Source organism: Senegalia massiliensis, from assembly GCF_009911265.1.
Classification (GTDB): domain Bacteria; phylum Bacillota; class Clostridia; order Tissierellales; family SIT17; genus Anaeromonas; species Anaeromonas massiliensis_A.
In genome coordinates this window covers 151,923-178,852 of the sequence record NZ_QXXA01000001.1, presented here as the reverse complement: position 1 = coordinate 178,852, position 26,930 = coordinate 151,923, and the positions used below count along the sequence as shown (strand labels likewise).

Below are 26,930 nucleotides of genomic sequence, written 5' to 3'. Positions count from 1 at the left end.
GGTAAAAAATGGAGAGATACTATATGTCAAATATATACAAAAAAATATCTAATAAAATATTAAATAATGAAGATATAAAAAAAGATGATTATTATAAAGAAATAAGAGAATATTTTAAAAGTGATATATTCTTAAAAAAATTAGATAACATTATGAAAAATAAAGATTTTAGTGCTAATAATATTTTCGAATTATTGTCTGAAATATTTAAAAAATACGACAATAAAAATAAAAGTTTTTGGTTGAATTACTTATATAATTATATCTTATATAAATCTTTTCCTCATGCAATAACTATTGAATTAAAAAAAGAATATAATACTCCTGCTCTAATCTTTACAATTATCTTTAAAGTATTTACTGATTACGAAAGAAATAATGAAAATTTACCTGAAGGAAGATATCCTCTTAAGTTAATTTCTAATTCAAACATTAAAAAATTTAATATATTAAATGAATATAAACAGTTTAAAAAATCATTTGAAAATAATTATGTATATGAATTAATGAAATTACATCAAGAGGTAACTGGACACACTACTCTAAATCATGTTACAGGTGTTCATTATGTAGCTATGAATGTTTCTTATCAATTATATAATTTAAACTTACCAGTTGACTTAGGAATAATTTCAGGAGCTGCTGCAGGACATGATATAGGTAAATTTGGATGTAAAGGTAAAGAACTTAAACGTGTTCCATATTTACATTATTATTATACAGAATTATGGTTCAAAAATAATAATATTGATTATATAGGTCATATTGCTACTAACCATTCTACTTGGGATCTAGAGTTAGAAAATTTACCAATAGAATCTCTAATTCTTATATATTCTGACTTCAGGGTGAAAAATAAAAATATAAATGGAAAAAACAAAATGCATATATATTCCCTTAGAGACTCTTTCGATATTATTCTTCAAAAGTTAGATAATGTTGACGTACATAAAGAAAATAGGTATAAAAAAGTTTATGCAAAATTAAAAGATTTTGAAGATTATATGTTAAATTTAGGGGTTAATCTAGAACCTGAAGTTATTAACTCAGAATCTCCTTCTAGTAAACGTTTTTTACTGATGGAAAATGAAGAAATTGTAGATCATTTAAAATATAGAGCTATAGAACACAATATATTTCTTATGAATAGATTAGAAAGTGAATCTTCTTTAAGCTCAATATTAGAAATTGCTCGTAGTGAAAATGATTGGAAGAAATTAAGAGGATATTTAAATATATTTGAAGAATACTCAACATATTTTACTCAAAGACAAAAAGAAATTACTCTTGATTTTCTATATGACCTCTTAATGCATAAAGAAGAAGATATAAGAAAACAAAGTGCTGAATTAATTGGTATTTTAATTGCGCATTATGATGAAGAATATAGAAAAGAAGTTCCAGAAAATATTGAAGTAGAAAATGAAAAAAATACTAGTTATGATTTACTAGACAAATATATTAATCTAGTTATTTCTCCAGATCACAAGATACTGGATACACATAAAATATGGATGGGATTAAGTCTTAAATCAATAATGTCCTCAGTTTTATCTAATTGTAATAAGTATCAAAGAAAAGAATTTAGAAATGTAATATTAAGTTATTATTCTAAAGTTGGATTAAAAAATATAGATACAAAATTCTTCTTGTTACAAACAAGTAGTCATATTCCTTTTAATTCTGATGAAGAAAAAATTATTGGTGATATGCTATCTTTTATAATTGATACATTATCAAGTGAAAATGACATAATTAAGCTTACATCATTACAAAAAGTATATAATATAATTTTTAGAATTGATAAAGATAGTGTTTTTGTCAAAAATGTTAAGAATTATCTAACAAATAGTCTAGATTATTCAAATATACCTTCAGAAAATTATCTTAAGCTTAAAATTTCAAAAAGAATAAAAATGAATAAAAATATTATTGATATATTTTATTCATATTATAAAAAAGATTTTTCTAAAACACCTGATATATTCTTAATGAATTTAAAAACTGCTACCCACTGGGCTATTAAGAAGAATAATATTGAATTACTCTTAGATTATATTATCGATAATCATGATAAAAATATAATTCATACTGCTATGCATTTTACTAATCTAATAAAAGTAAGTGCAAATGAAAATGTAAGGAATCATGCCGGTGATGCATTACTTAAAATATTTCCATTTCTCTCATTAGATAAAAGAAATGATGTAACTGTTGAACTATTAAGAGCACTTGAAATTCAAGGGTATCATTTCACAAAATATATTCCTAATTATTTAGGACAATTAATATTATATCTTCAGCCAACAGAATTGGATGAATTAATTGATGACTTTATTGATAAAATCAAATCTAATAACAGACAAATTCAATTTTTAATACTAAAAACGGTTGGTGTAGCCATACAAAATTATTCAAATTATAATGATATTTTTTCAGAAAGTAAATCATTTTCTAATAAAAGATTTATAAAACTATTAGGTATATTACTAAATGGTCTAGTTAATTATGATATTCAAGTTAGCCAAGAAAGTTTTAGAATAATAGGTTCTGAAATTTTTGGAAGTAATATACTAGATTTAGAAGAAAAAAATATTATATTTAAAAATATAGCAAAAAAAATATTGAATTTGCTCCCTACTAAAGAAGAAAGTGAATTATGGTTTTTAAATAATTCTGCTTCTTTAAATAACATATATAGATTTATTTCTGATTATATATTTATAAATGGAAATATAGATATAAAATATACAAAAAAAGTAGCCTTTTTTCCAGGTACCTTTGACCCATTTTCATCGAGTCATAAAATGATTACCCAGGAAATACGAGATTTAGGCTTTGAAGTGTACTTACAAGTGGATGAATTTTCATGGTCTAAAAGAACACAACCCCATGAAATAAGAAGAGAAATAATTAATATGAGCATAGCTGATCAATTAGATATTTACTTATATCCAGAAGATTTACCCGTTAATATCGCAAATGACAGCGATTTAAAAAAACTTAAGGAAAATTTCAAAGATAAAGATATATATATTGTAGTTGGCAGCGATGTATTATTAAATGCTTCTTCTTATAAAAAAAATAAAACTGAAAATTCAATTCATAATTTCTCCCACATAATATTTGATAGAAAAGGTGGAGATTATAATGAAAATAACCTTAATGATATTGAAAAAGTGTTAAAAAATATAACAAGTGATATTATACAACTTAAATTACCTTCAAAGTACCAAAAAATCAGTTCAACAAGAATAAGAGACTATATAGATGCAAATAGAGATATATCTCAATTAATAGATCCATTAGCTCAAAATTTTATTTATAAAACAGGTGTATATAAAAGAGAGCCTCAATATAAAATTTTACTTCAAACTCAATCAATTAGTATAGAGATAATAGATGATATAACTGATGAATTAATACAAAACTTATCTTCTACCATACTTAAAAAATATGATAGATCTTATGATATGTTGAAATTAATACAAAATAAACTAAATCCTAGAATTATATTATTGAGAGACATCAAAAAAGATACTATTATAGGTTTTTCCATATTTCATTGGATTAGATCTAGTAATCTATTTGAACAGTTTAATAATAATCGCATATCTGAATATATTAGAGAAAATTCTGTAGGACGAATAATATCTATCGATGGAATATATATTAATAATAATTCCAGATTTAATAATTTAGAGCAAATTTTACTTACAGAAACATTATCATTTTGTTTATCTAAAGATTATACTTATGGAGTATTTAGAAATATTATAAAAGATTATCCTACAAAGACATTAAACGAAGTATTAATACTACAAGGATTTACTAAAATAAATTTTAGTAATGAAAGAGATCCAATATATGCTGTTAAAATGACAAATCCTTGTACTTTAAATTTAGACTTAGAATCAATCCTTAAACCTGAGTTTTCAAATAACAAGAATATCAGAAGAGCAATTGTAAGGACAAGAAAAAGAATCCAGAGAGTACTTACATCTCTATACCCTGGTCAACTTATTCTTTCATTTGATAGAAATATACTACATGAAAAAATGATTGAAAAAATTTGTGATTTGAATAATGTTTCTACACAACAAACTACGCCTAAAAAAGTTGGAGAAAAAATGTGTGTACCTTTTGGTAGTATTTTAAATGGCAATATTGTTCCAAATACTGTTACTAAGTCACTTCATACAGAAAAAATGTATTCTCCTGATATTAGTGATTTTGATATTGAACCATTCCCCTATTATATGAGTTTAGATAATCAAATAAAGATGATTAATTCATTTAATAGACCTGTAATTTTAGTAGATGATTTGCTTAATAAAGGGTATAGAGTAAAAGCAATTGATCCTTTACTTAAAAAAGAGGATATAAATGTAGAAAAAATAATAGTTGGTATTTTATCAGGAAGAGGAAAAGAGCTTATGGATATACAGAATAGAAAAGTTGATTCTGCATACTTTATACCAAATCTAAGAGTATGGTTTAATGAAAGTGCTTTCTATCCCTTTATTGGTGGAGATACAGTATGGAGAGGAAATAATCCATTAAGAAATATATTACCTTCTGTAAACTTTATACTTCCTTATACTTCTCCTATTTTTATAAAAGGAACAGAAAATAAAACTCTTTATGAATTATCAAAAGTATCACTATATAATGCTATAGATTTACTTTCTACATTAGAAAATGAATATCAAAAAAAACATGGAAGAAATTTAACTATAAAACAATTATCTGAAGTATTTCTATCATCAAGATATCCTGATAAAGGTAGCGATATTGAATATGATATAAATTTAAAAGCTTCTCATTATTTAAAAAATGATTTAGAACAACTTAAACGCTTAGAAGATATAATAAAAAGATAAGAGGTGTATTATGAACTTATACCAAATAGATAAAAATATTTATGGATTTTCATTTCAAAAATATAATTTTGAAAAAGCTAAAAAAGAAGATTTAATCAATTCTGATAAAATTTATTATTTATTTGAAAATGACCCATTAAAAAGCAGGAGAAGTTACATTGTCTCTTCTCCTTCCCTATTATCATTAAAAAAAGAAAATATAAATATTTTAAATAATAATAAAGATAATATAGTCGTAGATGAATGGCTTAAGGAAAAAATAGATTCCAAGAAAGTTATTGCTCTCAATATAAGTTATCCAAACTGGAAAGACGTTTTACATCAAAAATTAAGAGAAAGTTGGAATGTAAATATTCTGGCTCTAGGAGATGTAGGTACAACTTTACTTACTGGATTAAAACTTTTAGGTGGAAATAAAATCTCAAAAATAGGTATATACGATAGAACATTAGAAAAGCAACAAAGATGGGAAATGGAAATGAACCAAGTATATTCTGCATTTAATTATAATACTCCTGAAGTGAAAATAATAAATAAAGATGAAATATTTGATTGTGATATGTTTGTATTTTGTGCTTCTAAATCAGTTCCAAAAGTAGGTAGTGATATAAAAGATGTAAGAATGGCTCAATTTGAAAGTAATTCTAAGATTATAAAAGAATATGCTATCCAAGCTAGAAAAGAAAATTTTAAAGGAATATTTGCAGTAGTATCTGACCCAGTAGATTTACTTTCTAAAGTAGTTTTTTTAGAAAGTAATAAAGATGAAAATAATAATATGGATTTCTTAGGATTAGCTCCTGAACAAATTAGAGGATACGGACTAGGAGTAATGAATGCTCGTGCAGTATATTATTCAAAAAAAGATTCTAAATTAAATCATTTTCTAAAAGAAGGTAGAGCTTTTGGCCCTCACGGTAAAGGTCTAATAATAGCAGATAGTATAAAAAATTATAATGATAACTTATCCTTGTATTTAACTGATAAAGCTAAAAATGCGAACTTAGAAATGAGAGAGCTTGGTTTCAAACCTTTTATAGCACCAGCTTTATCATCAGGAGCACTTTCTATTATGGATACTATAAATGGAAATTGGCATTATAGTGCTACTTTTATTGGTGGAGTATTTATGGGATCAAAAAATAAACTTAAGTATAATACTATAGAATTAGAACAGTTAAATTTACATGACAATCTATTTAGTCGAATAAAAGAAACATATGAGACTTTAGGAGAAATTATATGAAGAAAATTTATTTAATAATGTCTAAAAATCCTTCAAAGTTTTTATTAAAAATGGTAAATCATATTTTAAATAATAAAGATTATATATTGATTCATGATTATAAAAATATACCTAATTTAAAGAACAAAAAAATACTGTTTGCAGTAGAATTAGATGATTTTGGTGGAAATATATTCATACAAAAGATTTTTAATCAATTATTCATTTTAGGAAAAGATTCTCTTAAAAACTCTATAGGATCAGTTTTAATATACAACAGTAAAAATGATTTATATACTAAAACAATGGCTCAAAATATTATATTTAATGCTAATATATTAGGTTGCACTTTTCCAGGCAGACCTTTGGTAGAAGCTACAGAAAGTCTGCTAAATATGAAAACACTAGCCAATGCTAAAAGTATGACTTTAAAAGAGGCACTTTTTTGTTCTTGTGATACTCTTTGTAATAATTTAGAAAATTTCAATCATAAAAAATTAGAAAAACCAAAGCTATTAGTACTCCATTCTAGCAATTATGAAACATCAAATACATTAAGACTTTGGTCTATGGTTAAAGAAAATTTAAATAATATGGATATAAAAGAAATTCATATTGCAAATGGTACAGTCAGAGATTGTATAGGTTGTCCATATACCACTTGTAAACATTATGGAAAGAATACAAGTTGTTTTTATGGAGGTATAATGGTAGAAGAAGTTTACCCTGCTATTTTAGAAGCTGATTCTATTGTTTGGATTTGTCCTAATTATAATGATTCTATAGCAGCTAATTTAAAAGCTGTTATAAATAGACTTACAGCACTCTTTAGAAAAACAAAATTCTATGATAAATCCATATTCTCTATTATAGTATCTGGTAACTCTGGAAGTGATGCTATAGCAAAGGAACTTATAAGTGCATTAAATATCAATAAAACATTTAAACTTCCTCCTAATTTTGCTATTATGGAAACTGCTAATGATAAGGATGCTATTTTAGAAGTTGAAGACATTGAAAAAAAAGCATCTGAATTTAGTGAAAATATAAATGATTTTTTACAAAAATAGGTACTCCTTTTGGAGTACCTATAAAATTAATTTTTCTTTAATAAACTTTAATACTTCTAATTTGTTCGACAATGAACTTGAATTACCATAATCCTCACATCATTTAATTAGCCACCACTTTATCTTCTACAATAATCCCATCATATAATTCTATTAATCTATTTCCATATAAACTTTTGCTTTTATCATGAGTGACTTGAATAATTGTAATACCATATTCATTATTAATATGTCTAAATAATTCCATAATTCTTTCACCAGATTTACTATCTAAATTACCTATTGGTTCATCGGCAAGTATAATACTAGGATTAGTAATAACTGCCCGTGCTATAGCAACACGCTGCTGTTGTCCCCCTGATAAATGACTTGGAATATATTTACGTTTATCCTTAAGACCTACTATCTCTAAAATCTCATCTAATTTTTTATGATATTTTTTTACACGTTGACCACTCATTGATATAGGTAAAAGTATATTTTCTTCCACGGACAAATTATGTACTAAGTTATAAAATTGAAAAACAAATCCAATATCAGATCTTTGTATTCTGCTGATTTCTCTATCCTTTAATTTTTGAATGTCTCTATCCTTTATTAAAATTTTACCTGATGTTGGAGCATCTAAACCTCCCATTAAATACAACAATGTACTTTTACCACACCCAGAAGGTCCCATAATAGATAGAAATTGGCCGTCCTCTACGTCAAAAGTTATATCATTTAAAACTTTTGTAATATTATTTCCAGACCCAAAATTTTTGCATATATTCTTTACTTCAATAACTTTTTTCATTTTTGCCCCCCAATATTTCTAATTGTTATTACTTTTAATTTTAAATTTAGATTAATAATTTAATATATAAACTATTCATATTTTATTTCTTCAATTACATTCATTTTTAAGATTTTAAATATTGGAATTATTGCTGTTAACATAAGAATTACAAAAATCGATGCTACAACTATAAAAATATCTCCCCATTGAAAATTAAATTCCAAATAAATACCTATAGAACTCAATAATACCCCTAATAATTTACTCATCCAAATACTTAATGCTAAACTAAATATACATCCAATTAAAAAAGAGGTTACTATTTCAAAAAATATCATTATATTTAACTGAGCTTTACTCATAGATACGGAATATAAAATAGCATATTCTCGCTTCCTCTGTATAAATCCTATAACTTGATTATTTACTAATCCAATGGCTGAGAGTAAAATAGAGAGTATTAAAAATACCCATACAGTTGATAATAAACCACTTACTTGTTGTTCTTGATTTTCAATAAATTCATTAAATGTTTCTGCAGTAATATTTTCTCCAGATAATTCTTTATATAAAGTTTTTTTCATTTGTTTTAGATTCTTATCAGTACCTACATATATATTGCTAGGTATATCTAATATTTCTTTTTTAAATTGATTCTCAGAAAATACTAGTGTATTCCTAGATATAGTAAATATAGATGAATCTATAGTTCCCGCTATATTTACTTTAATCTTTTTGCTTTTGAAATCATCTGATTTAATTTCTAATTTATCTCCTATTTCAAATCCATTCTTTATAGCATAAAACTCATCTATCATAACCTCACCATTTTTAAGATTTTCTATTTTTCCATCTTTGTTTTTAATTCCAAGTCTTTCACCTTCAAGCCCAGATAAAATAAGATTCATTTCCTTTCCATTGATCGTCGGATTATTCATATAAGTATAAAGAAACTGAAGGTCTTTTACTCCTTGGACTTTCTTTAATTTTAAATAATCATCTTCCTTTTTTTCCATTCCATATAACTGAATATCTAATTCAAAAACATCTCTTGCTTTTATAAATAGATTTTCAAGAGATAAAGATGTTATAAATATCATTAAAATCATTGAAAGTGAAATGACTACAAGCTTAATATTAGAATTAATAATTTTACTAGTTGAAATATTTTTTGCTCCTAAAGAAGCAGCTTCTCCAAATATCATTTTATTTATCTTAGTCATGAATAAAGATAAATGTTTAGTTATAAAAGGTAATATTAATATTCCTCCAACCATAGCTAATACTAAAGCTAATATGGTAAAAATAATATTGTATAAATTGTTCATCTTATACAATATATAAGAAAACCCTTGGAATACAAAACCTAATACAGTAAGAACAATAGAAACTTTTTGAATAGAACTTAATTCTTCAAATATTAAATTCTTTATAGAATAATTTCCAATCTGATAAATAACATGTATAACACTTATCAATTGAATTATTATAGCAAATATTAATGAAAATATTATGTATGCATAATTAATTGGTGCTGATGTTTCTCCTAATGGAACATTAGATACACTCTGAGCTATTGTCCCTAATATTGTTTCTCTAAAATAAAGTCCACAAACAACACCTAAAGTTCCTCCCAACATACCATATACTAAATTCTCCAAAACAAGTATTACATTAACTTTAATTTTACTTGCTCCTAAGCTTCTAAAAGTCCCTACTACAGGAATTCTTGATAATAAAATAACCTTAGCATTAGAAGAAATAACATAATAATTCATCAATAAAGCTAATATCAAAATTATTAACAATACTTGACTAATCATATCAATATTAGAGTCCATTGTCTCCTTATCAACTAAAGATTCTATTATAAAATCATCATTATTTTCTTGAAGTGCTTTAATACTATTTTTTATGTTAGATTTATCAGTAAGACTAATCATTAATACGTTACTTTTATTTTCTTGTTCTGTTATTTTTTCTACTTCAGAGTTGGTCATAACTACAAGATTTTCATTGTCCACACCAAAAAATAAACCTGTATCTTTAGCAATAGCTCCTATCTCATACTCCTTTACTCCTATTTGAGTTTGAATTGAAATTCTATCGCCTAATTCGTATCCATAATTTTTAACTAATTGAGGACTAATTAAAATCTGATCATCTTTACTAATACCAAAATTATCCTCTTCTGAAATCATAAATAAACTCTCATCTAAATAACTTTTTCTATTACAGCCATATAATTGAAGAGTCAATAAATCATTATTATCAACTACTCCAAACGTAGTTATAGCTGATAATTTATTACTAACATCAATATTATTAGTTTTAAATTCATTCTCATTAAAAAAAGGATCCTCCGTATTTTCATGATTAACGATCATATCGTAACCATGATATGATTCTTCATGTAACTTTTCATACTGATGAATAATATCATCACGAGCTACAAGGTTTAAAAATACAATAAATGTAGAAATCATAAGAGAAAATAAAATCAAGAAACCTCTTAATTTATTTTCCCAAATATTTTTTATAATGTACTTCATAAAAATACCCATATCTTTCCCCTTTATTATAATATTTTCAAAATATATTAACAATATAGCAAAATAAAAACAATTAGAAAAAAATTTTTATCCTATTAAACATTTTATATTTATTAAGTTAGATAATTATGTACTTACTATTTCTAGTATATATTATTTTTTTCAAAAAAATTGTCATTTATTGTTGAAATAAAATAAAATACTACAAAAATAGGTACTCCATTTGGAGTACCTATTTTTGTATTATTTGTATATTATATTTTTCTGCTAACTTATCTAATTTCTTTTTAAAATATCTTAACTCATAGAAGTTTCCTCGTTCTTGAATATCAAAGAATTCTTCTCTATAATCATCTATTTCTTTTACCTTTCCTGAGAAATAAAGGGTTTGTATTTTATTTAGTATCTCTGCTACTAAACTACTTTTCACTTGAAACATTTCTTGAGCTTCAACTATTTCTTCTCTAATTTCAGACATTTGTTCATCTAGATTAGATGCTGAATCTGCTGCATTTTTTAATTTAATTTTTATATGTTCTGGCATATTACCTTCAAATTTATAATTAAGAGAATGTTCAATAGTTGCCCAAAAATTCATAGCAAGTGTTCTTATTTGTATTTCTGCTAATATATCTCTTTGACCAAAGGCAGTATGAACAGGATATCTAATTATTATATGATACGATTTATATCCACTTTCTTTTTGATTTTTTATATAATCTTTTTCATATTCAATTTTTAAATCCTTTCCATCTCTTTCTTTTATCAAATTTACTACTTTGTCAATATCCTCAACCATTTGGCACATTATTCTTATACCAGCTATATCTTCCATTTTCTCAGTTATATCATCTAATGGAATATTAAGACGTTTAGATTTATCTAATATGCTTGATATTTTTTTGACTCTACCTGTAACAAATTCAATTGGAGAGTATTCATCCATTTTTCTATATTCATTTCTTATGCTTTTAAATTTTATTTTTAATTCTTCAACTGCTTGATCATAAGGTATAAGCACTTGATTCCAATTTTGTATCATAAAACCTTAACCTCCCCTGAATAGCATATGATACTAAATAATATTCTACATATAATAATTAAATTACTTTTCTCTTCTAAAACTCTGCAGATTTTGTAGTTCTAGGGAAAGATATTACATCTCTAATATTACTAATTCCTGTAAGATACATTATAATTCTTTCAAACCCAAGACCAAATCCTGCATGTTTTGTAGTACCATATTTTCTTAAATCTAAATACCACCAATAATCTTCTTTTTCAAGTCCAAATTCTTTTATTCTATCTTCTAATTTATCAAGTCGTTCTTCTCTTTGACTTCCTCCAATTATTTCTCCTACACCTGGAACTAATAGATCCATAGCTGCAACAGTTTTATCATCATCATTTAATCTCATATAAAATGCCTTTATATCTTTTGGATAATCTGTCACAAAAACTGGTTTATCAAATACTTTTTCTGTAAGATATCTTTCATGTTCTGTTTGAAGATCTATACCCCATTTAACTTCATATTCAAATTTTTCATTTGATTTTTCAAGTATATCTATTGCTTCTGTGTAAGTGATCCTTTCAAAATCAGAGTTTGCTACATTTGTAAGTCTTTCTAAAAGACCCTTATCTATAAATTTATTAAAGAAATCTAATTCTTCTTTTGCATGTTCCATGATGTATTTTATTATATACTTCATCATATCTTCAGCTAAATCCATATCATCATTTAAGTCTGCAAAAGATATTTCTGGTTCTACCATCCAGAATTCTGCAGCATGTCTTGCAGTATTAGACTTTTCTGCCCTAAAAGTTGGTCCAAAAGTATATACATTTCTAAAGGCTTGAGCATAAGTCTCAGCTGCTAATTGTCCACTTACTGTAAGTGATGTTTCTTTACCAAAAAAATCTAATGTAGAATCAATTTTTCCCTCTTCATTTTTTTCAATATTTTCAAGATCTAATGTTGTTACTCTAAACATTTCTCCTGCACCTTCTGCATCACTTGAAGTAATTATAGGTGTATGAGTATATACAAAATCTCTTTCTTGGAAAAATTTATGAATAGCATAACTTGCTAAAGATCTCACTCTAAATACTGCTGAAAAAGTATTACTACGAGGGCGAAGATGTGCTATTGTTCTTAAGTACTCAAAAGTATGTCTCTTTTTTTGAAGTGGATAGTCACTAGGTGACTCTCCTTCTATAGTTATTTCACTAGCTTGTATTTCAAAAGGTTGTTTTGCATCTGGTGTTAATACTAGTTTTCCTTTTACTATTATAGCACTACTTACTGAAAGTTTTGTAACTTCCTTAAAATTATCTAATTCATTACCTATTACTATTTGAATTCCCTTGAAGAAAGTTCCATCATTTAATTCTATAAACCCAAATTTTTTAGAACTTCTAGATGTTCTAATCCAACCTGAAACTTTTATTTCCTTGTCTTTAAATTCTTCTTTGTCTTTATAAATTTCTCTTACTAAAATATTTTTCATTTTTTTACCTCCTTATTTTTTTGCAAAATAAAAAATCTTCTCTCCCTAAAAAGGGACGAAAAGATTCCGCGGTACCACCCTAGTTGTCTTATGACCAACTCTAATCAAAATAACGGTTTGTATCCGTCTAATCCTACTCTCAAAAGATTTCAGTTAGAAACTCAAGGATGTTCTTCAATATAGTATACATGTTGAACTTTCACCATAATCAACTCGCTAAAATGTTTTTCTATATCTACTCTTCCTATCATAGTCTATTGAATATATTGTAACCTTATTGTATTATAGTTATTATAATATATAAAAAAAAATAAGTAAAGTATATATTAATTTAAAAGGAGTGTGAAATATGATTTATATAGAAAATAATAATTTTGACCCTCATTATAATCTAGCATTAGAGGAATATGCAGTAAAAGGATTAGACTTAGATGAAGATATACTTATATTATGGCAGAATGAACCTTCAGTAATAATTGGAAGAAACCAAAATACTATTGAAGAAATTAATAAAAATTATATTGAAAAAAAAGATATTAATATAGTTAGAAGACTATCTGGTGGTGGAGCTGTTTATCATGACTTTGGAAATTTAAACTTTACTTTTATAACTAAAAACTTTAAATCAAATGTAAACAATTTTGAAACATTTACACAACCTGTAATAGATGCATTACAAAAATTAGGTGTTAATGCTGTTTTTCATGGAAGAAATGATATTGTAGTAGATGGCAAGAAAGTTTCCGGTAATGCACAATATTTCTATAAAAATAAAATGCTTCATCATGGGACAATCCTTTTTGATTCTACATTAGAAGATATTGTAGAAGTTTTAAATGTAGGTGATGAAAAAATCAAATCTAAAGGTATAAAATCTATTAGAAGTAGAGTGACTAATATATTACCTCATTTAGAAAAAAAGGTGTCTATGGATGAATTTAAAGAGATTCTTTTAAAATTTATATTGGATACTGATGATATAGAAGAAAAAGAATATAAGTTAAGTGATAAACAGTTAAGGGAAATTGAGGAACTTAAAAACTCTAGATATGATAAATGGGAATGGAATTTTGGTGAAAGTCCTGAATTTGAAATTCAAAAACAAAAGCGCTTTGAAGGTGGCTCTTTAGATATAAGATTTACTGTTAAAGATGGTAAAATTAAAGACTTAAAAATCTATGGAGACTTCTTTGGGGATAAAGATGTTAGTTCTTTAGAAAATGAATTAATAGGTGAGAAATATAAAATAGAAGATATAAAAAATATACTTGATGATATAGACATTAAAAAATATTTTTATAATATAAATAAAGATGATATTTTAGAATGTCTCTTTAGTTAATTATTCAGATAAAAATAGCAGCCTTGGCTGCTATTTTTATCTGAATATGTGAATTGGTTTGTCTATTATTCCATGAGCTGCTTCCATTACTGTTTCTGATAATGTAGGATGTGGATGTATAGCCTTAGCAAGCTCATAGGCTGTTCCTTCAAGTTCCATAGTAGTTACAGCTTCTGCAATCATATCTGTAGCTGTTGGAGCTAAAATATGAACTCCTAATATCTCTTTATATTTATCATCTGAAACTATCTTTATAAATCCATCAGTTTCACCTTCTGCAAGTGCTTTTCCATTTGCAGCTAATGGGAATGTGCTAGTTATTACATCATATCCCTTTTCTTTGGCTTCTTTTTCAGTTAAACCTGATACTCCAATTTCAGGGAAACTATATATACAAGATGGAACTGTATTATAGTTTATAGTAGATTTCTCACCTAATATATTTTCAACTGCTGAAATTCCTTCAGCACTTGCTACATGAGCTAACATATATTTTCCATTTACATCACCTATAGCGTATATATTGTCAATATTTGTTCTCATATACTCATCTGTAATAATGCCTTTTTTATATTTTTTGATATCAATATTTTCAAGGCCTTTTAAATTTGGTACTCTACCTATACTAGTAAGTATTTTGTCACCTTCAAATACTTTTTCTTTTCCTTTAACTATAGTCATAATTTTGTTATCTTCTATTTTTTGTATATCACAATTATATACTATTTTTACACCATCTTTTTTCAATATTCTATTCATCTTTTTACTTATATCATCATCCAGACTTCTTAGAATCTTTTCAGAGCGATGTAAGATTGTAACTTCAGTTCCTAAGGCATTATATAGTGTAGCAAACTCTACTGATATTACTCCACCACCTAATATTAGTAACTTTTTAGGTAAATTATCTAAATCTATAACACCTTTACTTGTTACAATATATCCTTTTTCCATTGACTCTTTAAAACCAGGTATATCAGGTAATCTAGGAGAAGAACCTGTAGCTATGATTATATTTTTAGTATTAATTTTTTCATTATTTACTTCTATAGTGTTTTTATCAATTATATTAGCAAATCCATTATATATATCAACACTATTTTTCTTTAATAATGTCTCTACTCCTCCTGTTAATTGGCTAACTACTTTATTTTTTCTATCTTTCATATTTTCCCAATTTATTTTTACATTTGATTTATTTTCTAAATCTATACCATATTTTTCTGAGTTCATCATATATTTATATACTTTTGCACTTTTAAGCAATGTTTTAGTAGGTATACAGCCCCAGTTCAAGCACACACCACCAATATTCCCATCTTCTATAATAGCAGTTTTTGCACCCATTTGAGCTGCTTTTATAGCAGCTACATAACCACCAGGACCTCCACCTATAACTGAAATATCATAATTAGTCATTTGTATACCTCCTAACTTAATAACAATAACATAGGGTCTTGTAAATATTCTTTTACTTTATTTAAGAACCTACCTGCATCTGCACCATCTATTATTCTATGATCTATACTTAAAGAAATAGGAACAATATCTCTTATAACTATTTCTCCATCTTTTACTACAGGTTTTTTAGTTATTCTACCTATGCCTAATATTGCTGCTTCTGGATATTTTATAACTGGTACTCCATAAGTAGAACCTACTGCTCCATAATTAGTTATAGAGAATGTTCCACCACGAAGATTTTCTAACCCTATTGTTCTATTTTGTGATTTTTCTATTAAGTCATTCATTTCTTTTGATATTTCTAAAATACCTTTTCTATCGGCATTCTTAACAACTGGTACCATAAGCCCTTCTGGAGTATCTACTGCTATACCAATATTGTAATACTTCTTCAATATTATTTCTTCATTTTCCATATCATAACTTGAATTTAATATTGGATATTCTTTTAATGCAAGAGTTATTGCTTTAATTATAAATGGCATATACGTTAGTTTTATACCTTGTTTATCAGCAATTTCTTTTTGCTCTTTTCTAAACTCAACTAATTCTGATACATCAAAATCATCCATGGATGAAGCATGTGGTATTACTGATTTTGACAATACCATATTTTCTGCAATAGTTTTTCTCATTTTAGAAACTTTAACTCTTTCTACTTCTCCATCTATTTTAATTTTAGGAATATCTATATCTTTAATATAGGATTTTTTGTTATTACCTTTAGAATCATCTTTTTGGTCAGATTTTTCTTTCATTTCACTTGCTTTATATATATCCTCTTTCATTACTCTGCCGTTTGCACCACTGCCACTTATACTATTAATATCTATTCCTAAATCTTTTGCAAGTTTTCTAGCTACTGGTGTTGCTAGTGATTTCTTTTTAGAAGTAATTTCTTCTTTTCCTTCATTTTCGTCACTACTTTCTAATACATCTTCTCCCACTTCTAATTCTCCTACAACTCCAGCCATATCTTTTCCTTCATCTATTGTTTCTTTTCTTGTTTCTCCTTTTTTTTCGCTTTTCTCTTCTAAACTTTCACTTTCTTCACCATCATCTATTTCTACAACCACATCACCTACATGAATAGTATCTCCTTCTTCAGCAAGTAATTTTTTTATTACTCCATCAACTGGTGAAGGGATTTCTGCATTTACTTTATCAGTTTCTACTAAAAATAATGTATCTCCATCTTTTACTTCATCTCCTACATCAAACATCCACTTTAGAAGCTTTCCTTCATGTATTCCTTCTCCTATATCTGCAAATTTAAATTTATACATTTTTTATCACCTCTCTAATACTTTACTAATTCTTTTATTTTATCCATTATTCTTCTTTCATCTACCATAAAGAAATGTTCAGATTTAGGTAGAGGTACTGTAACATCAAGTCCTGTAACTCTAGATGGTGGTGCTTCTAAATAAAGAAACGCTCCTTCATTTACTATAGATATTAATTCTGCACCAGGACCAAATGATTTAACTGCTTCATGAACTACTAAAAATCTACCTGTCTTTTTAACTGATTCTATTATTGTTTCTTTATCTATAGGTGATATTGTACGTAAATCTATTAGTTCTACTGATATTCCTTCTTTTTCTTCTAATGTTTTAATAGCCTTACTTGCTTCTCTAACTAATGCTCCCCAAGCTACAACTGTAATATCTTCTCCTTTTTTTACTACCTTTGCTTTTCCAATAGGTATAGTATAATCTTCTTCAGGAACTTCTTGTTTAAATGCTCTATATATCCTCTTAGGTTCCATAAATATTACAGGATCTTCTTCTCTTATTGCTGAAAGTAATAATCCTTTTGTATCATATGGTGTGGAAGGTATAACTACTTTAAGCCCTGGGATATGTGCAAATAATGTCTCTGGACTTTCTGAATGGTGTTCAGGTGATCTTACTCCTCCACCATAAGGCATTCTAATAACCATAGGTAGTTTATATCTAGAGCGAGATCTATTTCTCATTCTTGCAACATGAGCTACTATTTGATTATATGCAGGTAACATAAATCCTGAGAATTGTATTTCTACTACAGGCTTAAGCCCATTTATTGCCATACCTACAGCTGAACCTACAATTCCAGCTTCAGCTAATGGTGTATCAAACACTCTTTTTTCACCGAATTTTTCTTGTAACCCTTTAGTGGCTCTAAAAACACCACCTTCAAGTCCTGCATCTTCTCCATATACTACTACTGATTTATCTTTTTCCATTTCTTGTTCAAGTGCATAAGTCAGTGCTCCTATATTATTTAATAATGGCATTATTTTTCGCCCCCTTCAAAATATTTCTTTTGACTTTCGTATTGCTCTTCTAAGTTTGGTGTCATTTTACTATAAGTGTGTTGGAATATATCCTTTAGTTCAGTATCTGTACCTATTTTTTCTACTTTTTTAAATGTTTTTGTTACCATATCAGAATATTCTTCTCTTAATTTTTCGTCTTTTTCTGTTGACCATAGTCCTTTGTCTATTAAATATTTTTGAAAACGAGTTAATGGATCTTTAAGTGCCCATTCTTCCACTTCCTCATCTTTTCTATATATAGTTGGGTCATCTGATGTAGTATGAGCACCAAGTCTATATGTCACAGCTTCAATAAGTGTCGGACCTTCACCATTTCTTGCTCTTTCCACAGCTTTTTTAGTTACTGCATACATTGCTAAAATATCATTTCCATCAACTTGAATACCAGGAATTCCATAACTAAGAGCTTTTTGTGCTAAAGTTTTAGAAGCTGTTTGCTTTTGTCTAGGTAATGATATAGCCCAACCATTATTTTGTATTACAAATACATTTGGTGTTTTAAATACGCCAGAGAAGTTTAATGCTTCATGAAATTCTCCTTCACTTGTTCCTCCATCTCCTACATAAGCAAGTGTTACATCTTTTTCACCTTTTATATTTGAAGCCATACCAATTCCTACAGCATGAGGTAATTGGGAAGCTATAGGTACAACCATCGGTAAAACCTTTTCATTTTCACTGAATTCACTTCCTCTTTCATTTCCATACCAATAAAGATAAAATTTTTCAAGTGAAATACCTTTATACAACCAAGCACCTAATTCTCTAAATGCTGGTACAAGCCAATCTTCTTTTTCTATAGCTGCAACTGAACCTATTTGAGCTGCTTCTTGACCTTTGTTTGGTGCATAGGTAAGCATTCTTCCTTGTCTTTGATATTGAAGTGCTTTTGAATCTGCAATTCTTGAAAGTAACATAGTTTTATACATTTCTATTAATTTATCATCTGATATTTCAGGTAAAATATCTTCTCTTACTATTTCACCCTCTTTATTTAATATACTAATCATTTCATCCTCTAAAGGATTAAATTTATCTATTATCATGGATTTTGAAACCTCCTTTATATATTCTATTTTTAAAATACCCCAATCCTTATAAATTTAACAGTATATTTCGTTACATTAATTTATTATATGTAATTATTTAGATAAAAAAACAGAGTAAACCTAAAAAGGTTTACTCTATACTATTTAATTTATTTAATACATTTTCTTTTATATTATTTACTTTTATTTCAGCATCTTTTTTATCTTTGCCTTTAGCATAAATATATATCTTTATTTTAGGTTCTGTTCCTGATGGTCTTATTGCATACCAAGACTCATTATCCAGTTCATATTTTAAAGCATTTGTTTTATTTATCTCTATTTTTTCTTCTCTATTGTTTAATAAATCTTTTCTTATAGAGTTTTCATAATCTGTAATATTAATTAATTTTGCCCCTTCTATATCTGTTAAATATTCATCTTCATAAGTCTTCATCATTCTTGCTATTCTTTCTTGTCCTTCAATTCCTTCTAAAACAAGTGAAAATAAATCTTCACTATAATATCCATATTCTCTATAAATACCCTCTAAAACTTCTAATAAATTTTTGCCATTTTGTTTGTAATATGCAGCTGCCTCGGCTATTAACATTGAAGCTATTACACCATCTTTATCTCTTACAAAAGTATCATATACATAACCTATACTTTCTTCATATCCAAATATAAAAGTTTTTTCTCCTGTTTTTTCAAATTCATTTGCTTTTGCACAAATATTTTTAAAACCTGTAAGTGTATTTATAGTTTCTATACCAAAAGCTTTAGCTATATTTTTACCTAAATCACCTGTAACTATAGATTTAACTATAACCCCATTCTCTGGCAATTCATTTTTATCTTTTAATCCTTCTAATATATATTTTATAAGAATTGCTCCTGTTTGATTTCCATTTATAGATACATATTCATTGTTATTATCTTTTACCATACAAGCCATACGATCACAGTCTGGGTCATTAGCTATAAGTATATCTGCATTCTTTTCTTTTCCTAAATTAATCGCATATTTAAAAGCTTTAGTATCTTCAGGATTTGGATAACCAACTGTAGCAAATGTAGGGTCTGGTTCAGCTTGTTCTTCCACTACATATACATTTTTGAATCCGCTTTCATCTAATACACGAGTCACAGGTATGTAACCTGTACCATTAAGTGGAGTATATACTATTTTTATATCTTTATTAATATTATTTCTTATAGATGACTCTTTAACTTTTGAAAGATACTCATCATCAATATCTGTTCCTATTATCTCCAATAATCCTTTTTCTTTTGCTTCTTTTTCATCCATAGCTTTAATCCCAGCAATATCATTAATTTCAGATATTTTTTCTGTAACTCTTTCAGCTATATCAGATAATATCTGACTACCCTCTTTCCAATATACTTTATACCCATTATATTCTTTAGGATTATGACTTGCTGTTACAACTATGCCAGCTTGTGTTTTAAATCTTCTTACTGCATAAGAAAGTTCAGGGGTAGGTCTTATATCCTCGAATAAATATACTTTAATCCCGTTATTTGCAAGAACAAGTGATGCTATTTTTGCAAATTCATCAGATTTATGTCTTACATCATATGCTATGGCTACTCCTTTATTACATGCTTCTTCTCCCTCTTCTTTTATTACTTCTGCAAGAGCTTGAGTTGTAAGTGATATCACATATTTATTCATTCTATTAGTTCCTGCACCCATTTTACCTCTTAATCCTGCTGTTCCAAAAGCTAGGTCTGTATAAAATCTCTCTTCTATTTCTTCTTTATTATTTTCTATACTTCTTAATTCTTTTTTAGTTTCTTCATCAATATTTTCATTTTCTAACCAATGATTATATTTTTCTAACCATTTCATCTTAGTCACCTTCCTATATGTAATATAGTTTAATTTTACCCTATTTTAAATAATTAATCAAAAAAATAACTACAATTTTTTGTAGTTATTTCCTTATTCCATATCCCCCATATATTACTTTAGTATCATTAACTGATATAACAGCAGGTATGTTTGTATCATCAATAAGTTTTAATATTTCACTTTTTCTTCTTCTCTTTGCATGAATTATAAGTAAATTTCTTGATTTTTCAATACCTTCTGCATCTACTACAGTAACCCCAATTTTTTTATTTCTTAAAATATTTGCAAGTTTTCTACCATTATCTTCTGTAGCAATTATATTTATAGTCATAAGACCTATAGCTAATTTCTCTTCTATAAATGAACCCACATAATTTCCACATGCAAATCCTAATGAGTAAGCTATCATTCTCAATGGATCATCTTGAATCCCATCAAGTACACTCCCAATGAGACCAAGCCAAATTACTACTTCGAAAAACCCTATAATTGAACCGTATACCTTTTCTCCTTTAGTTATAAAAACAACCCTTAAAGTCATAAATGATACTTCAATTATCTTTGCGAAAAAAATAAATAAATAAATCATTAATATCCCCTTATTTTTATATTATTTAAAAATCAAATCAATTAGAATGTCAACCTCATCTTCAGTCATATCTTTTAAATCAGCATCACAATATACTGCATATTCTTCTTTTAAAAGTACTAAGATATTTTCAACTTTTTCCTCTGTCAAATTTTTGTTAAAATTAAACGTTCACTTTTTCGTATCCTTTATTTACATAAATATTTAATAAAATGTATTATGAAATAAATTATAACTATTTAGTTTTAATAAATCAATATAAAAAATATATATTTATAAAAAATTATTTAGTTTTTTTATTAAAATTTGAAATTATTTCAGTAGATAATTTTTCCATACTAATACCTCTATCCATACTTTTTTTTCTGATTCTATTATAAGCTTCATTCTCAGAAATTTTATATTTTTCTATTAATATTATTTTAGCTTTATTAATAATTTTCCTTGATTCTAATTTTAAGTTTAAATCCTCAACTTTTTTTTCTAAATCTTTAATTCTGTTAGAATTAAAGATTGCAAATTCTACCATTTGGTATAAGTTTTCATTTATTATAGGTTTTTTAATATAACTATATACTTTCATAGTTTCTATTTGCTTTAAAAATGCAGAGCTTAAATTGTTAGTCATATAAAGTACAGTAGAGATATTATCTTCTTCTATTATTTTACCTACTTTAAAACTATTCATACCCCATAAATTCACATCTAAAATAACAATATCCGGATATATTGTTCTAGCAAGTCTTAAAGTTTCTAATCCATTTGTAGCTTGATAAACTTTATACCCTCTTTTATATAATAGATTTTTTATGTTTTTCCGAATATACTCACTACTATCACAGATTAAAATTTGTCCTTTAGACATATATAACCACTCCAGAATTTTAAATATATATATTTATTATATTTATATCTATTAAATTATACAACTAAAACTTCATTAAATATCTATCTATTTCCCATTCTGTTACAAATTTAGAGTATTTATTCCACTCATAAAGAGCAGCATCAATAGTTCTTTCATATAAATGATTTCCAAGTGCTTTTTTCATAAACTCATCTTTAGAGAATTCTATAAGTGCTTCTTTTAAATTTGTAGGCAATCTATCAATACCTTGATCTCTCAAATCTTGTTCTTCCATATCATATAAGTTGTTCTTTACACCATTTGTTGGTCTAATATTATTTTTTATCCCATCAATACCTGATTTTAATGTTACAGCAAGAGCCAAATATGGGTTAGCTGATGGATCTGGACTTCTAAGTTCTATTCTAGTTGAAGCTCCTTTTTTAGAAGGTATTCTTATAAGTGGACTTCTATTCCCTTCAGCCCATGCTATCATAACAGGTGCTTCATACCCAGCTACTAATCTTTTATATGAATTTATAGTAGGATTTGTTATGGCTGTAAAAGCTTTTGCATGTGTTAATAACCCACCTAAGAAACTATATGCTACATCTGTAAATTGCATTTTATCATTCTCATCATAAAAAGCATTCTTTCCATCTAAATGAGCAAGTGAAATATTTAAATGCATCCCCGATCCAGCCATGTTGTTTTTAGGCTTAGGCATGAATGTAGCATGTAGTCCATGTCTTTGGGCTACTATCCTTACTACCATTTTGAAAGTCATTATGTTATCAGCTGTAGTTACTGCATCTGCATACTCAAAGTCTATTTCATGTTGTCCAGGAGCATTTTCGTGATGGGAAGCCTCTATATTAAATCCCATTTTTTTAAGTGTTATAATCATATCTTTCCTTGCATTCCCACCTAAATCTGCAGGCGCTAAATCAAAATAGCCAGCATTATCATGTGTATTTAAAGAAGGTTCTCCTTTTTCGTCAGTATGGAATAAAAAGAATTCACATTCAGGTCCTACATTCATAGTGTATCCCATTTCTTTCGCCTCATTAACAGTTCTTTTTAAGGCATTTCTAGGACAACCTTTAAATGGAGTTCCATCTGAATTATATACATCACATATTAACCTTGCTTCTTTATATTCTCCTGACCATGGAAATATTCTAAAGGTATCTAAATCAGGTCTTAAATACATATCAGATTCATCGATTCTAACAAATCCATCTATTGATGAACCATCAAACATTATTTCATTATCAAGAGCTTTTTCAAGTTGTTCACATGTTATAGAAATGTTCTTCATAACCCCCATAATATCTGTAAATTGAAGATGTATAAACTCCACACTTTCTTTTTGCACTAATTCTATTAATTGTTCTTTAGTATATTTTTTCATATTCTCCTCCTATTATTGACAATAAAAAAGGTCCAAAACAAAAAGGTTTATATACCCCTTTATTTTGGACGCCATTGCCCTAAAATTATTTTTTTATAGTATATATTATAAAACTATATAATATATTTTGCAATAGTTTATATACTTTTTTTCATTTAATATATTTTACTGCTCTATTAGGTTATCTATATTTAATTCCATCTCTGTAGTATAATTTTTAGCTATTGCATATTCTCTTAATACTTTATATAGTTCTGCATAAGTAGCATTCACATAAGGAAATACAAAAAATATACCCACTATAAATAATAGTACTCCTAATAAATACCAACCTATAAATGAAAGATCTAAAATAAACATATCAAATTTATGTCCTCTAGTCATATCTTGACTAAGTTCTATTGCTCTTTTAGCTCCTATATTAGGATTGTCACTTAATATATATGGTACCATGCTATAAGAATATCCTTTGATTATTCCAGGTATTATTAATAACAAATACCACAAGAAATTATATACTCCTCTTAAAAGCATAGTTTTAATTGTATCTAAATATATTCCTTTTTCAAATATGTATCCTAAATAATTCATATTAAATTCGTATTCAGTAGAACTTACAAAGTATCTTTTACCTCCTACTTCAAGTGGATATCCAAGAAATATTCTAAAAATCATAACAACAGCAATAACTGATAAAGCTACAAATAATATAATAAATATTATTTCTGGAAAAATTTCACTAGGAATTGAATTTGTATTATTGCTAAATTCATTGCTACCACTAGTAGCTCCTCCAGATCCTCCTCCAGAAAACCAACCGTTTCCTCCAGCTAAAGCAATTACTATACTTACAATAAATGCTTTCCAATAAGATTTTTTAAGTACAGCTTTTGCATTTAACTTTAATTCACTTCTAGACCACATACTATCACCCCTTTTTTACTATTATATTAATATATATCCATAAATAACTATTATACTAAATATTTTATTAAATTAAAAAAGATTTGTCATATCAAGATATGACAAATCTTTTTATATCATACTTTTTCTTTTTTGGTCATTTTTGCAAATTTGTTTATGATTATTGCAATAGCACCATCACCTGTTACATTTGTTGCAGTACCAAAACTATCTTGTGCAAAATGAAGTGCTATCATAAGAGCTTGTTTTTGAGCACCAAACCCAAGCATTGTCTCTAATAATCCAAGTGCAGCCACTACTCCTCCTCCTGGTATTCCTGGAGCTGCAACCATGGTTATACCAAGCATAAGAATAAATGGAAACATTGTAGCAAAGGTAGGAGTATTTCCATTCATTAACATTACACCCATAGAAGCAAGCACTAGAGTAATAGTATCTCCTGCAAGATGAATTGTAGCACCAAGAGGAATTACAAAGTCAATTATATCTTCATCTAAATCATTCTTCTTTGCAGATTGTATAGTTACAGGTATAGTAGCCGCTGATGATTGAGTTCCTAAAGCTGTAAAATATGCTGGTAACATATTCTTTATACTCTTTACAGGACTTTTTCCAGTATAGAAAAAAGCTATAGAATATTGAACAATAATATATATAATTTGAAGTGTTATTAATAATATAAATACTGATGAAAAGGTTTTTATTGTATTAAATATTTCACCAGTAGCTGTTATTTTAGAAAATATACTTGCTATATATGGTGGAATAAGAGGAATTAATACATAGTTTATTACACCTTGAATAATAGATTGAAAATCTTGCATAACTTCTAATAATCTTTGTCTTTTAATATAAGCCATTCCAAGACCTAATACAAAAGCTGTTACAAGTGCAGTCATAACCCCCATCATCGGATCTATTGTTATTTCAAAATATGGAGATACATCTACTTCACTAGCTGATGCTAAATCACCACTTGTTATTACATTTGGAAGTATTGTAGAACCTATAAAAAATGCCATTACACCTGCTATAACTGCTGACACATATGCAAATAAAGCTGTTATACCAAGTAATTTCCCTGCTCCTCTACCAAGTTCAGCAATACCAGGAGCTACAAATCCAATTATTACTAAAGGAATAATAAAGTTTAAAAAATTACTAAATATGTTTCCAAATGTACTAAGAAATCTAACTACAATAAAGTTTCCTAATTGCTTTGAAATAAGACCAATAATAATACCTAAAATGATTCCTATGATTAGTTTAGGCAATAATCCAATTTTTTTCATCTTTTCACTTCCTTCTCTTATATTTTTTGAAAATTCTTATAAATATTATAAGTTATTTTGAAGTTGTATGCAAGAAAATTTTAAAATAATTTTGATTGGGTATACTTTATTGTAGTCAAAAATTAATATTTTTATCTAAAAGAGGTGAGAATAATCAAAAGAAAATTTATGTTAAATGTAGCATTAATTACCTTAATGCTAATATTTATTCTATCTACAAATTTTATATTTGCTGAAAAATTCACTTTATATCCAAATATTAAAAAGAATTTAATTACATTTCCTAAACATTTTCAAAATAAGTCAATACTTTATAAAAATAATAATTTTAATATGAAATATAGAATTATTAATGGAAAAATATATCCTGTAGAGGTTTTAGGAGTTAATACTGATAATTACAATGAAAATAATCTAAATGAATATAAAATTTATTCTTATGATGACTTTTATTGGCTATCTAGAATAATACATGCTGAATCTGAAGGCGAGTCTTATGATGGTAAATTAGCTGTAGGGAGTGTTGTTATAAATAGAGTAAATTCAAATAAATTTCCTGAAAATATTAAAGAAGTAATATTTCAAAAAAATAAAACCACATCACAATTCACTCCAGTTTCAACTGGTTCTATCATTAATAATCCATCAGAAGATAGTATTAAAGCAGCTATAGATGCTTTAGAAGGCAAAAAACCAGTGGGCAATTCATTGTTCTTTCTAAATCCAGATACTGCAAATTCAAATTGGATAATTAACAATAGAGAATTCATACTGGAAATTGATAATCATATGTTCTTTAAATAATTAAAA

The 26,930-nt window shown here is 26.8% G+C and carries 20 protein-coding genes and 1 other annotated feature; of the genes, 5 read left to right on the top strand and 15 right to left on the bottom strand.

What is annotated here, in order from left to right; all coding sequences use genetic code 11:
• Window positions 1-8: 8 nt before the first annotated feature.
• Genes D3Z33_RS00820 through D3Z33_RS00810 form a run of 3 tightly spaced genes read left to right on the top strand, consistent with a single transcriptional unit; the run spans window position 9 to window position 7,178 of the window.
• Entirely contained in the window at window positions 9-4,883 is a 4,875-nt protein-coding gene (locus tag D3Z33_RS00820) for a cytidyltransferase (protein ID WP_160195901.1), read from the top strand.
• A gap of 10 nt (window positions 4,884-4,893) precedes the next feature.
• On the top strand, window positions 4,894-6,129 hold the full coding sequence (locus D3Z33_RS00815; RefSeq protein ID WP_160195900.1) for a lactate/malate family dehydrogenase: 1,236 nt from the start codon (window positions 4,894-4,896) through the stop codon (window positions 6,127-6,129).
• Window positions 6,126-7,178, top strand: a complete 1,053-nt coding sequence (locus D3Z33_RS00810; RefSeq protein WP_160195899.1) for a flavodoxin family protein — start codon at window positions 6,126-6,128, stop codon at window positions 7,176-7,178. The genes D3Z33_RS00815 and D3Z33_RS00810 overlap by 4 nt, the downstream gene beginning before the upstream one ends.
• Before the next feature lie 103 nt (window positions 7,179-7,281).
• On the opposite strand, the gene D3Z33_RS00805 is transcribed toward D3Z33_RS00810, so the two are convergent.
• From D3Z33_RS00805 to asnS, 4 genes are all read right to left on the bottom strand, one after another.
• Entirely contained in the window at window positions 7,282-7,974 is a 693-nt protein-coding gene (locus D3Z33_RS00805; RefSeq protein ID WP_160195898.1) for an ABC transporter ATP-binding protein, read from the bottom strand.
• Between the two features lie 71 nt (window positions 7,975-8,045).
• Complete coding sequence (locus D3Z33_RS00800; protein ID WP_160195897.1) at window positions 8,046-10,508, bottom strand: ABC transporter permease; 2,463 nt, start codon at window positions 10,506-10,508, stop codon at window positions 8,046-8,048.
• A 232-nt stretch (window positions 10,509-10,740) separates the two neighbouring features.
• Window positions 10,741-11,550, bottom strand: a complete 810-nt coding sequence (locus D3Z33_RS00795) for a GTP pyrophosphokinase (RefSeq protein WP_160195896.1) — start codon at window positions 11,548-11,550, stop codon at window positions 10,741-10,743.
• 76 nt (window positions 11,551-11,626) lie between these two features.
• On the bottom strand, window positions 11,627-13,018 hold the full coding sequence (gene asnS / locus D3Z33_RS00790; RefSeq protein ID WP_160195895.1) for an asparagine--tRNA ligase: 1,392 nt from the start codon (window positions 13,016-13,018) through the stop codon (window positions 11,627-11,629).
• A gap of 48 nt (window positions 13,019-13,066) precedes the next feature.
• Window positions 13,067-13,278 (bottom strand) — a binding site (T-box leader).
• A gap of 89 nt (window positions 13,279-13,367) precedes the next feature.
• Between asnS and D3Z33_RS00785 the strand changes: the two genes are divergently transcribed.
• Complete coding sequence (locus tag D3Z33_RS00785) at window positions 13,368-14,360, top strand: lipoate--protein ligase (protein WP_160195894.1); 993 nt, start codon at window positions 13,368-13,370, stop codon at window positions 14,358-14,360.
• Between the two features lie 36 nt (window positions 14,361-14,396).
• Here the strand turns inward: D3Z33_RS00785 and lpdA are convergent, their stop codons facing one another.
• The 11 genes from lpdA to D3Z33_RS00735 all read right to left on the bottom strand — a co-directional run bounded on the left by lpdA (window position 14,397) and on the right by D3Z33_RS00735 (window position 26,120).
• A complete protein-coding gene (gene lpdA, locus D3Z33_RS00780; RefSeq protein WP_160195893.1) occupies window positions 14,397-15,779 on the bottom strand; it encodes a dihydrolipoyl dehydrogenase in 1,383 nt (460 codons plus the stop codon).
• Between the two features lie 11 nt (window positions 15,780-15,790).
• Window positions 15,791-17,110 carry a dihydrolipoamide acetyltransferase family protein gene (locus D3Z33_RS00775; protein WP_160195892.1) on the bottom strand — a complete coding sequence of 440 codons (1,320 nt, stop codon included), beginning with the start codon at window positions 17,108-17,110 and terminating at the stop codon, window positions 15,791-15,793.
• Between the two features lie 14 nt (window positions 17,111-17,124).
• Window positions 17,125-18,105, bottom strand: a complete 981-nt coding sequence (locus D3Z33_RS00770; RefSeq protein ID WP_160195891.1) for an alpha-ketoacid dehydrogenase subunit beta — start codon at window positions 18,103-18,105, stop codon at window positions 17,125-17,127.
• On the bottom strand, window positions 18,105-19,193 hold the full coding sequence (gene pdhA / locus D3Z33_RS00765) for a pyruvate dehydrogenase (acetyl-transferring) E1 component subunit alpha (RefSeq protein ID WP_160195890.1): 1,089 nt from the start codon (window positions 19,191-19,193) through the stop codon (window positions 18,105-18,107). Before pdhA ends, D3Z33_RS00770 begins: the two co-directional genes overlap by 1 nt.
• A 133-nt stretch (window positions 19,194-19,326) precedes the next feature.
• Window positions 19,327-21,051 carry a phospho-sugar mutase gene (locus D3Z33_RS00760; RefSeq protein ID WP_160195889.1) on the bottom strand — a complete coding sequence of 575 codons (1,725 nt, stop codon included), beginning with the start codon at window positions 21,049-21,051 and terminating at the stop codon, window positions 19,327-19,329.
• Window positions 21,052-21,136: 85 nt separating this feature from the next.
• Window positions 21,137-21,649: a DUF5698 domain-containing protein gene (locus tag D3Z33_RS00755; RefSeq protein WP_160195985.1), complete on the bottom strand. Its 513-nt coding sequence runs from the start codon at window positions 21,647-21,649 to the stop codon at window positions 21,137-21,139.
• A gap of 15 nt (window positions 21,650-21,664) precedes the next feature.
• Window positions 21,665-21,793, bottom strand: coding sequence for a hypothetical protein (locus tag D3Z33_RS16850; protein WP_279279048.1), 129 nt, complete (start codon window positions 21,791-21,793; stop codon window positions 21,665-21,667).
• A 133-nt stretch (window positions 21,794-21,926) separates the two neighbouring features.
• The gene (locus D3Z33_RS00750; RefSeq protein ID WP_160195888.1) at window positions 21,927-22,508 is read right to left on the bottom strand and encodes an ANTAR domain-containing response regulator; all 582 of its coding nucleotides are present in this window, start codon (window positions 22,506-22,508) and stop codon (window positions 21,927-21,929) included.
• Between the two features lie 64 nt (window positions 22,509-22,572).
• Window positions 22,573-23,904 (bottom strand): type I glutamate--ammonia ligase, encoded by a 1,332-nt coding sequence (gene glnA, locus D3Z33_RS00745; protein ID WP_160195887.1) that lies wholly within the window; start codon window positions 23,902-23,904, stop codon window positions 22,573-22,575.
• Window positions 23,905-24,069: 165 nt separating this feature from the next.
• Window positions 24,070-24,828: a DUF975 family protein gene (locus D3Z33_RS00740; RefSeq protein WP_160195886.1), complete on the bottom strand. Its 759-nt coding sequence runs from the start codon at window positions 24,826-24,828 to the stop codon at window positions 24,070-24,072.
• A 116-nt stretch (window positions 24,829-24,944) separates the two neighbouring features.
• The gene (locus D3Z33_RS00735) at window positions 24,945-26,120 is read right to left on the bottom strand and encodes a dicarboxylate/amino acid:cation symporter (protein ID WP_160195885.1); all 1,176 of its coding nucleotides are present in this window, start codon (window positions 26,118-26,120) and stop codon (window positions 24,945-24,947) included.
• A gap of 195 nt (window positions 26,121-26,315) precedes the next feature.
• Here D3Z33_RS00735 and D3Z33_RS00730 point away from each other — a divergent pair, with 195 nt between their 5' ends.
• Window positions 26,316-26,924 carry a cell wall hydrolase gene (locus tag D3Z33_RS00730; RefSeq protein ID WP_207708345.1) on the top strand — a complete coding sequence of 203 codons (609 nt, stop codon included), beginning with the start codon at window positions 26,316-26,318 and terminating at the stop codon, window positions 26,922-26,924.
• Window positions 26,925-26,930 lie beyond the last annotated feature (6 nt).

Bases quoted from the DNA above. Each gene is read 5' to 3' on its own strand.
- D3Z33_RS00820 (WP_160195901.1), top strand. From the start codon at position 9: ATGGAGAGATACTATATGTCAAATATATACAAAAAAATATCTAATAAA.
- D3Z33_RS00815 (WP_160195900.1), top strand. From the start codon at position 4,894: ATGAACTTATACCAAATAGATAAAAATATTTATGGATTTTCATTTCAA.
- D3Z33_RS00810 (WP_160195899.1), top strand. From the start codon at position 6,126: ATGAAGAAAATTTATTTAATAATGTCTAAAAATCCTTCAAAGTTTTTA.
- D3Z33_RS00805 (WP_160195898.1), bottom strand. From the start codon at position 7,974: ATGAAAAAAGTTATTGAAGTAAAGAATATATGCAAAAATTTTGGGTCT.
- D3Z33_RS00800 (WP_160195897.1), bottom strand. From the start codon at position 10,508: ATGAAGTACATTATAAAAAATATTTGGGAAAATAAATTAAGAGGTTTC.
- D3Z33_RS00795 (WP_160195896.1), bottom strand. From the start codon at position 11,550: ATGATACAAAATTGGAATCAAGTGCTTATACCTTATGATCAAGCAGTT.
- asnS (WP_160195895.1), bottom strand. From the start codon at position 13,018: ATGAAAAATATTTTAGTAAGAGAAATTTATAAAGACAAAGAAGAATTT.
- D3Z33_RS00785 (WP_160195894.1), top strand. From the start codon at position 13,368: ATGATTTATATAGAAAATAATAATTTTGACCCTCATTATAATCTAGCA.
- lpdA (WP_160195893.1), bottom strand. From the start codon at position 15,779: ATGACTAATTATGATATTTCAGTTATAGGTGGAGGTCCTGGTGGTTAT.
- D3Z33_RS00775 (WP_160195892.1), bottom strand. From the start codon at position 17,110: ATGTATAAATTTAAATTTGCAGATATAGGAGAAGGAATACATGAAGGA.
- D3Z33_RS00770 (WP_160195891.1), bottom strand. From the start codon at position 18,105: ATGCCATTATTAAATAATATAGGAGCACTGACTTATGCACTTGAACAA.
- pdhA (WP_160195890.1), bottom strand. From the start codon at position 19,193: ATGATAATAGATAAATTTAATCCTTTAGAGGATGAAATGATTAGTATA.
- D3Z33_RS00760 (WP_160195889.1), bottom strand. From the start codon at position 21,051: ATGAAATGGTTAGAAAAATATAATCATTGGTTAGAAAATGAAAATATT.
- D3Z33_RS00750 (WP_160195888.1), bottom strand. From the start codon at position 22,508: ATGTCTAAAGGACAAATTTTAATCTGTGATAGTAGTGAGTATATTCGG.
- glnA (WP_160195887.1), bottom strand. From the start codon at position 23,904: ATGAAAAAATATACTAAAGAACAATTAATAGAATTAGTGCAAAAAGAA.
- D3Z33_RS00740 (WP_160195886.1), bottom strand. From the start codon at position 24,828: ATGTGGTCTAGAAGTGAATTAAAGTTAAATGCAAAAGCTGTACTTAAA.
- D3Z33_RS00735 (WP_160195885.1), bottom strand. From the start codon at position 26,120: ATGAAAAAAATTGGATTATTGCCTAAACTAATCATAGGAATCATTTTA.
- D3Z33_RS00730 (WP_207708345.1), top strand. From the start codon at position 26,316: ATGCTAATATTTATTCTATCTACAAATTTTATATTTGCTGAAAAATTC.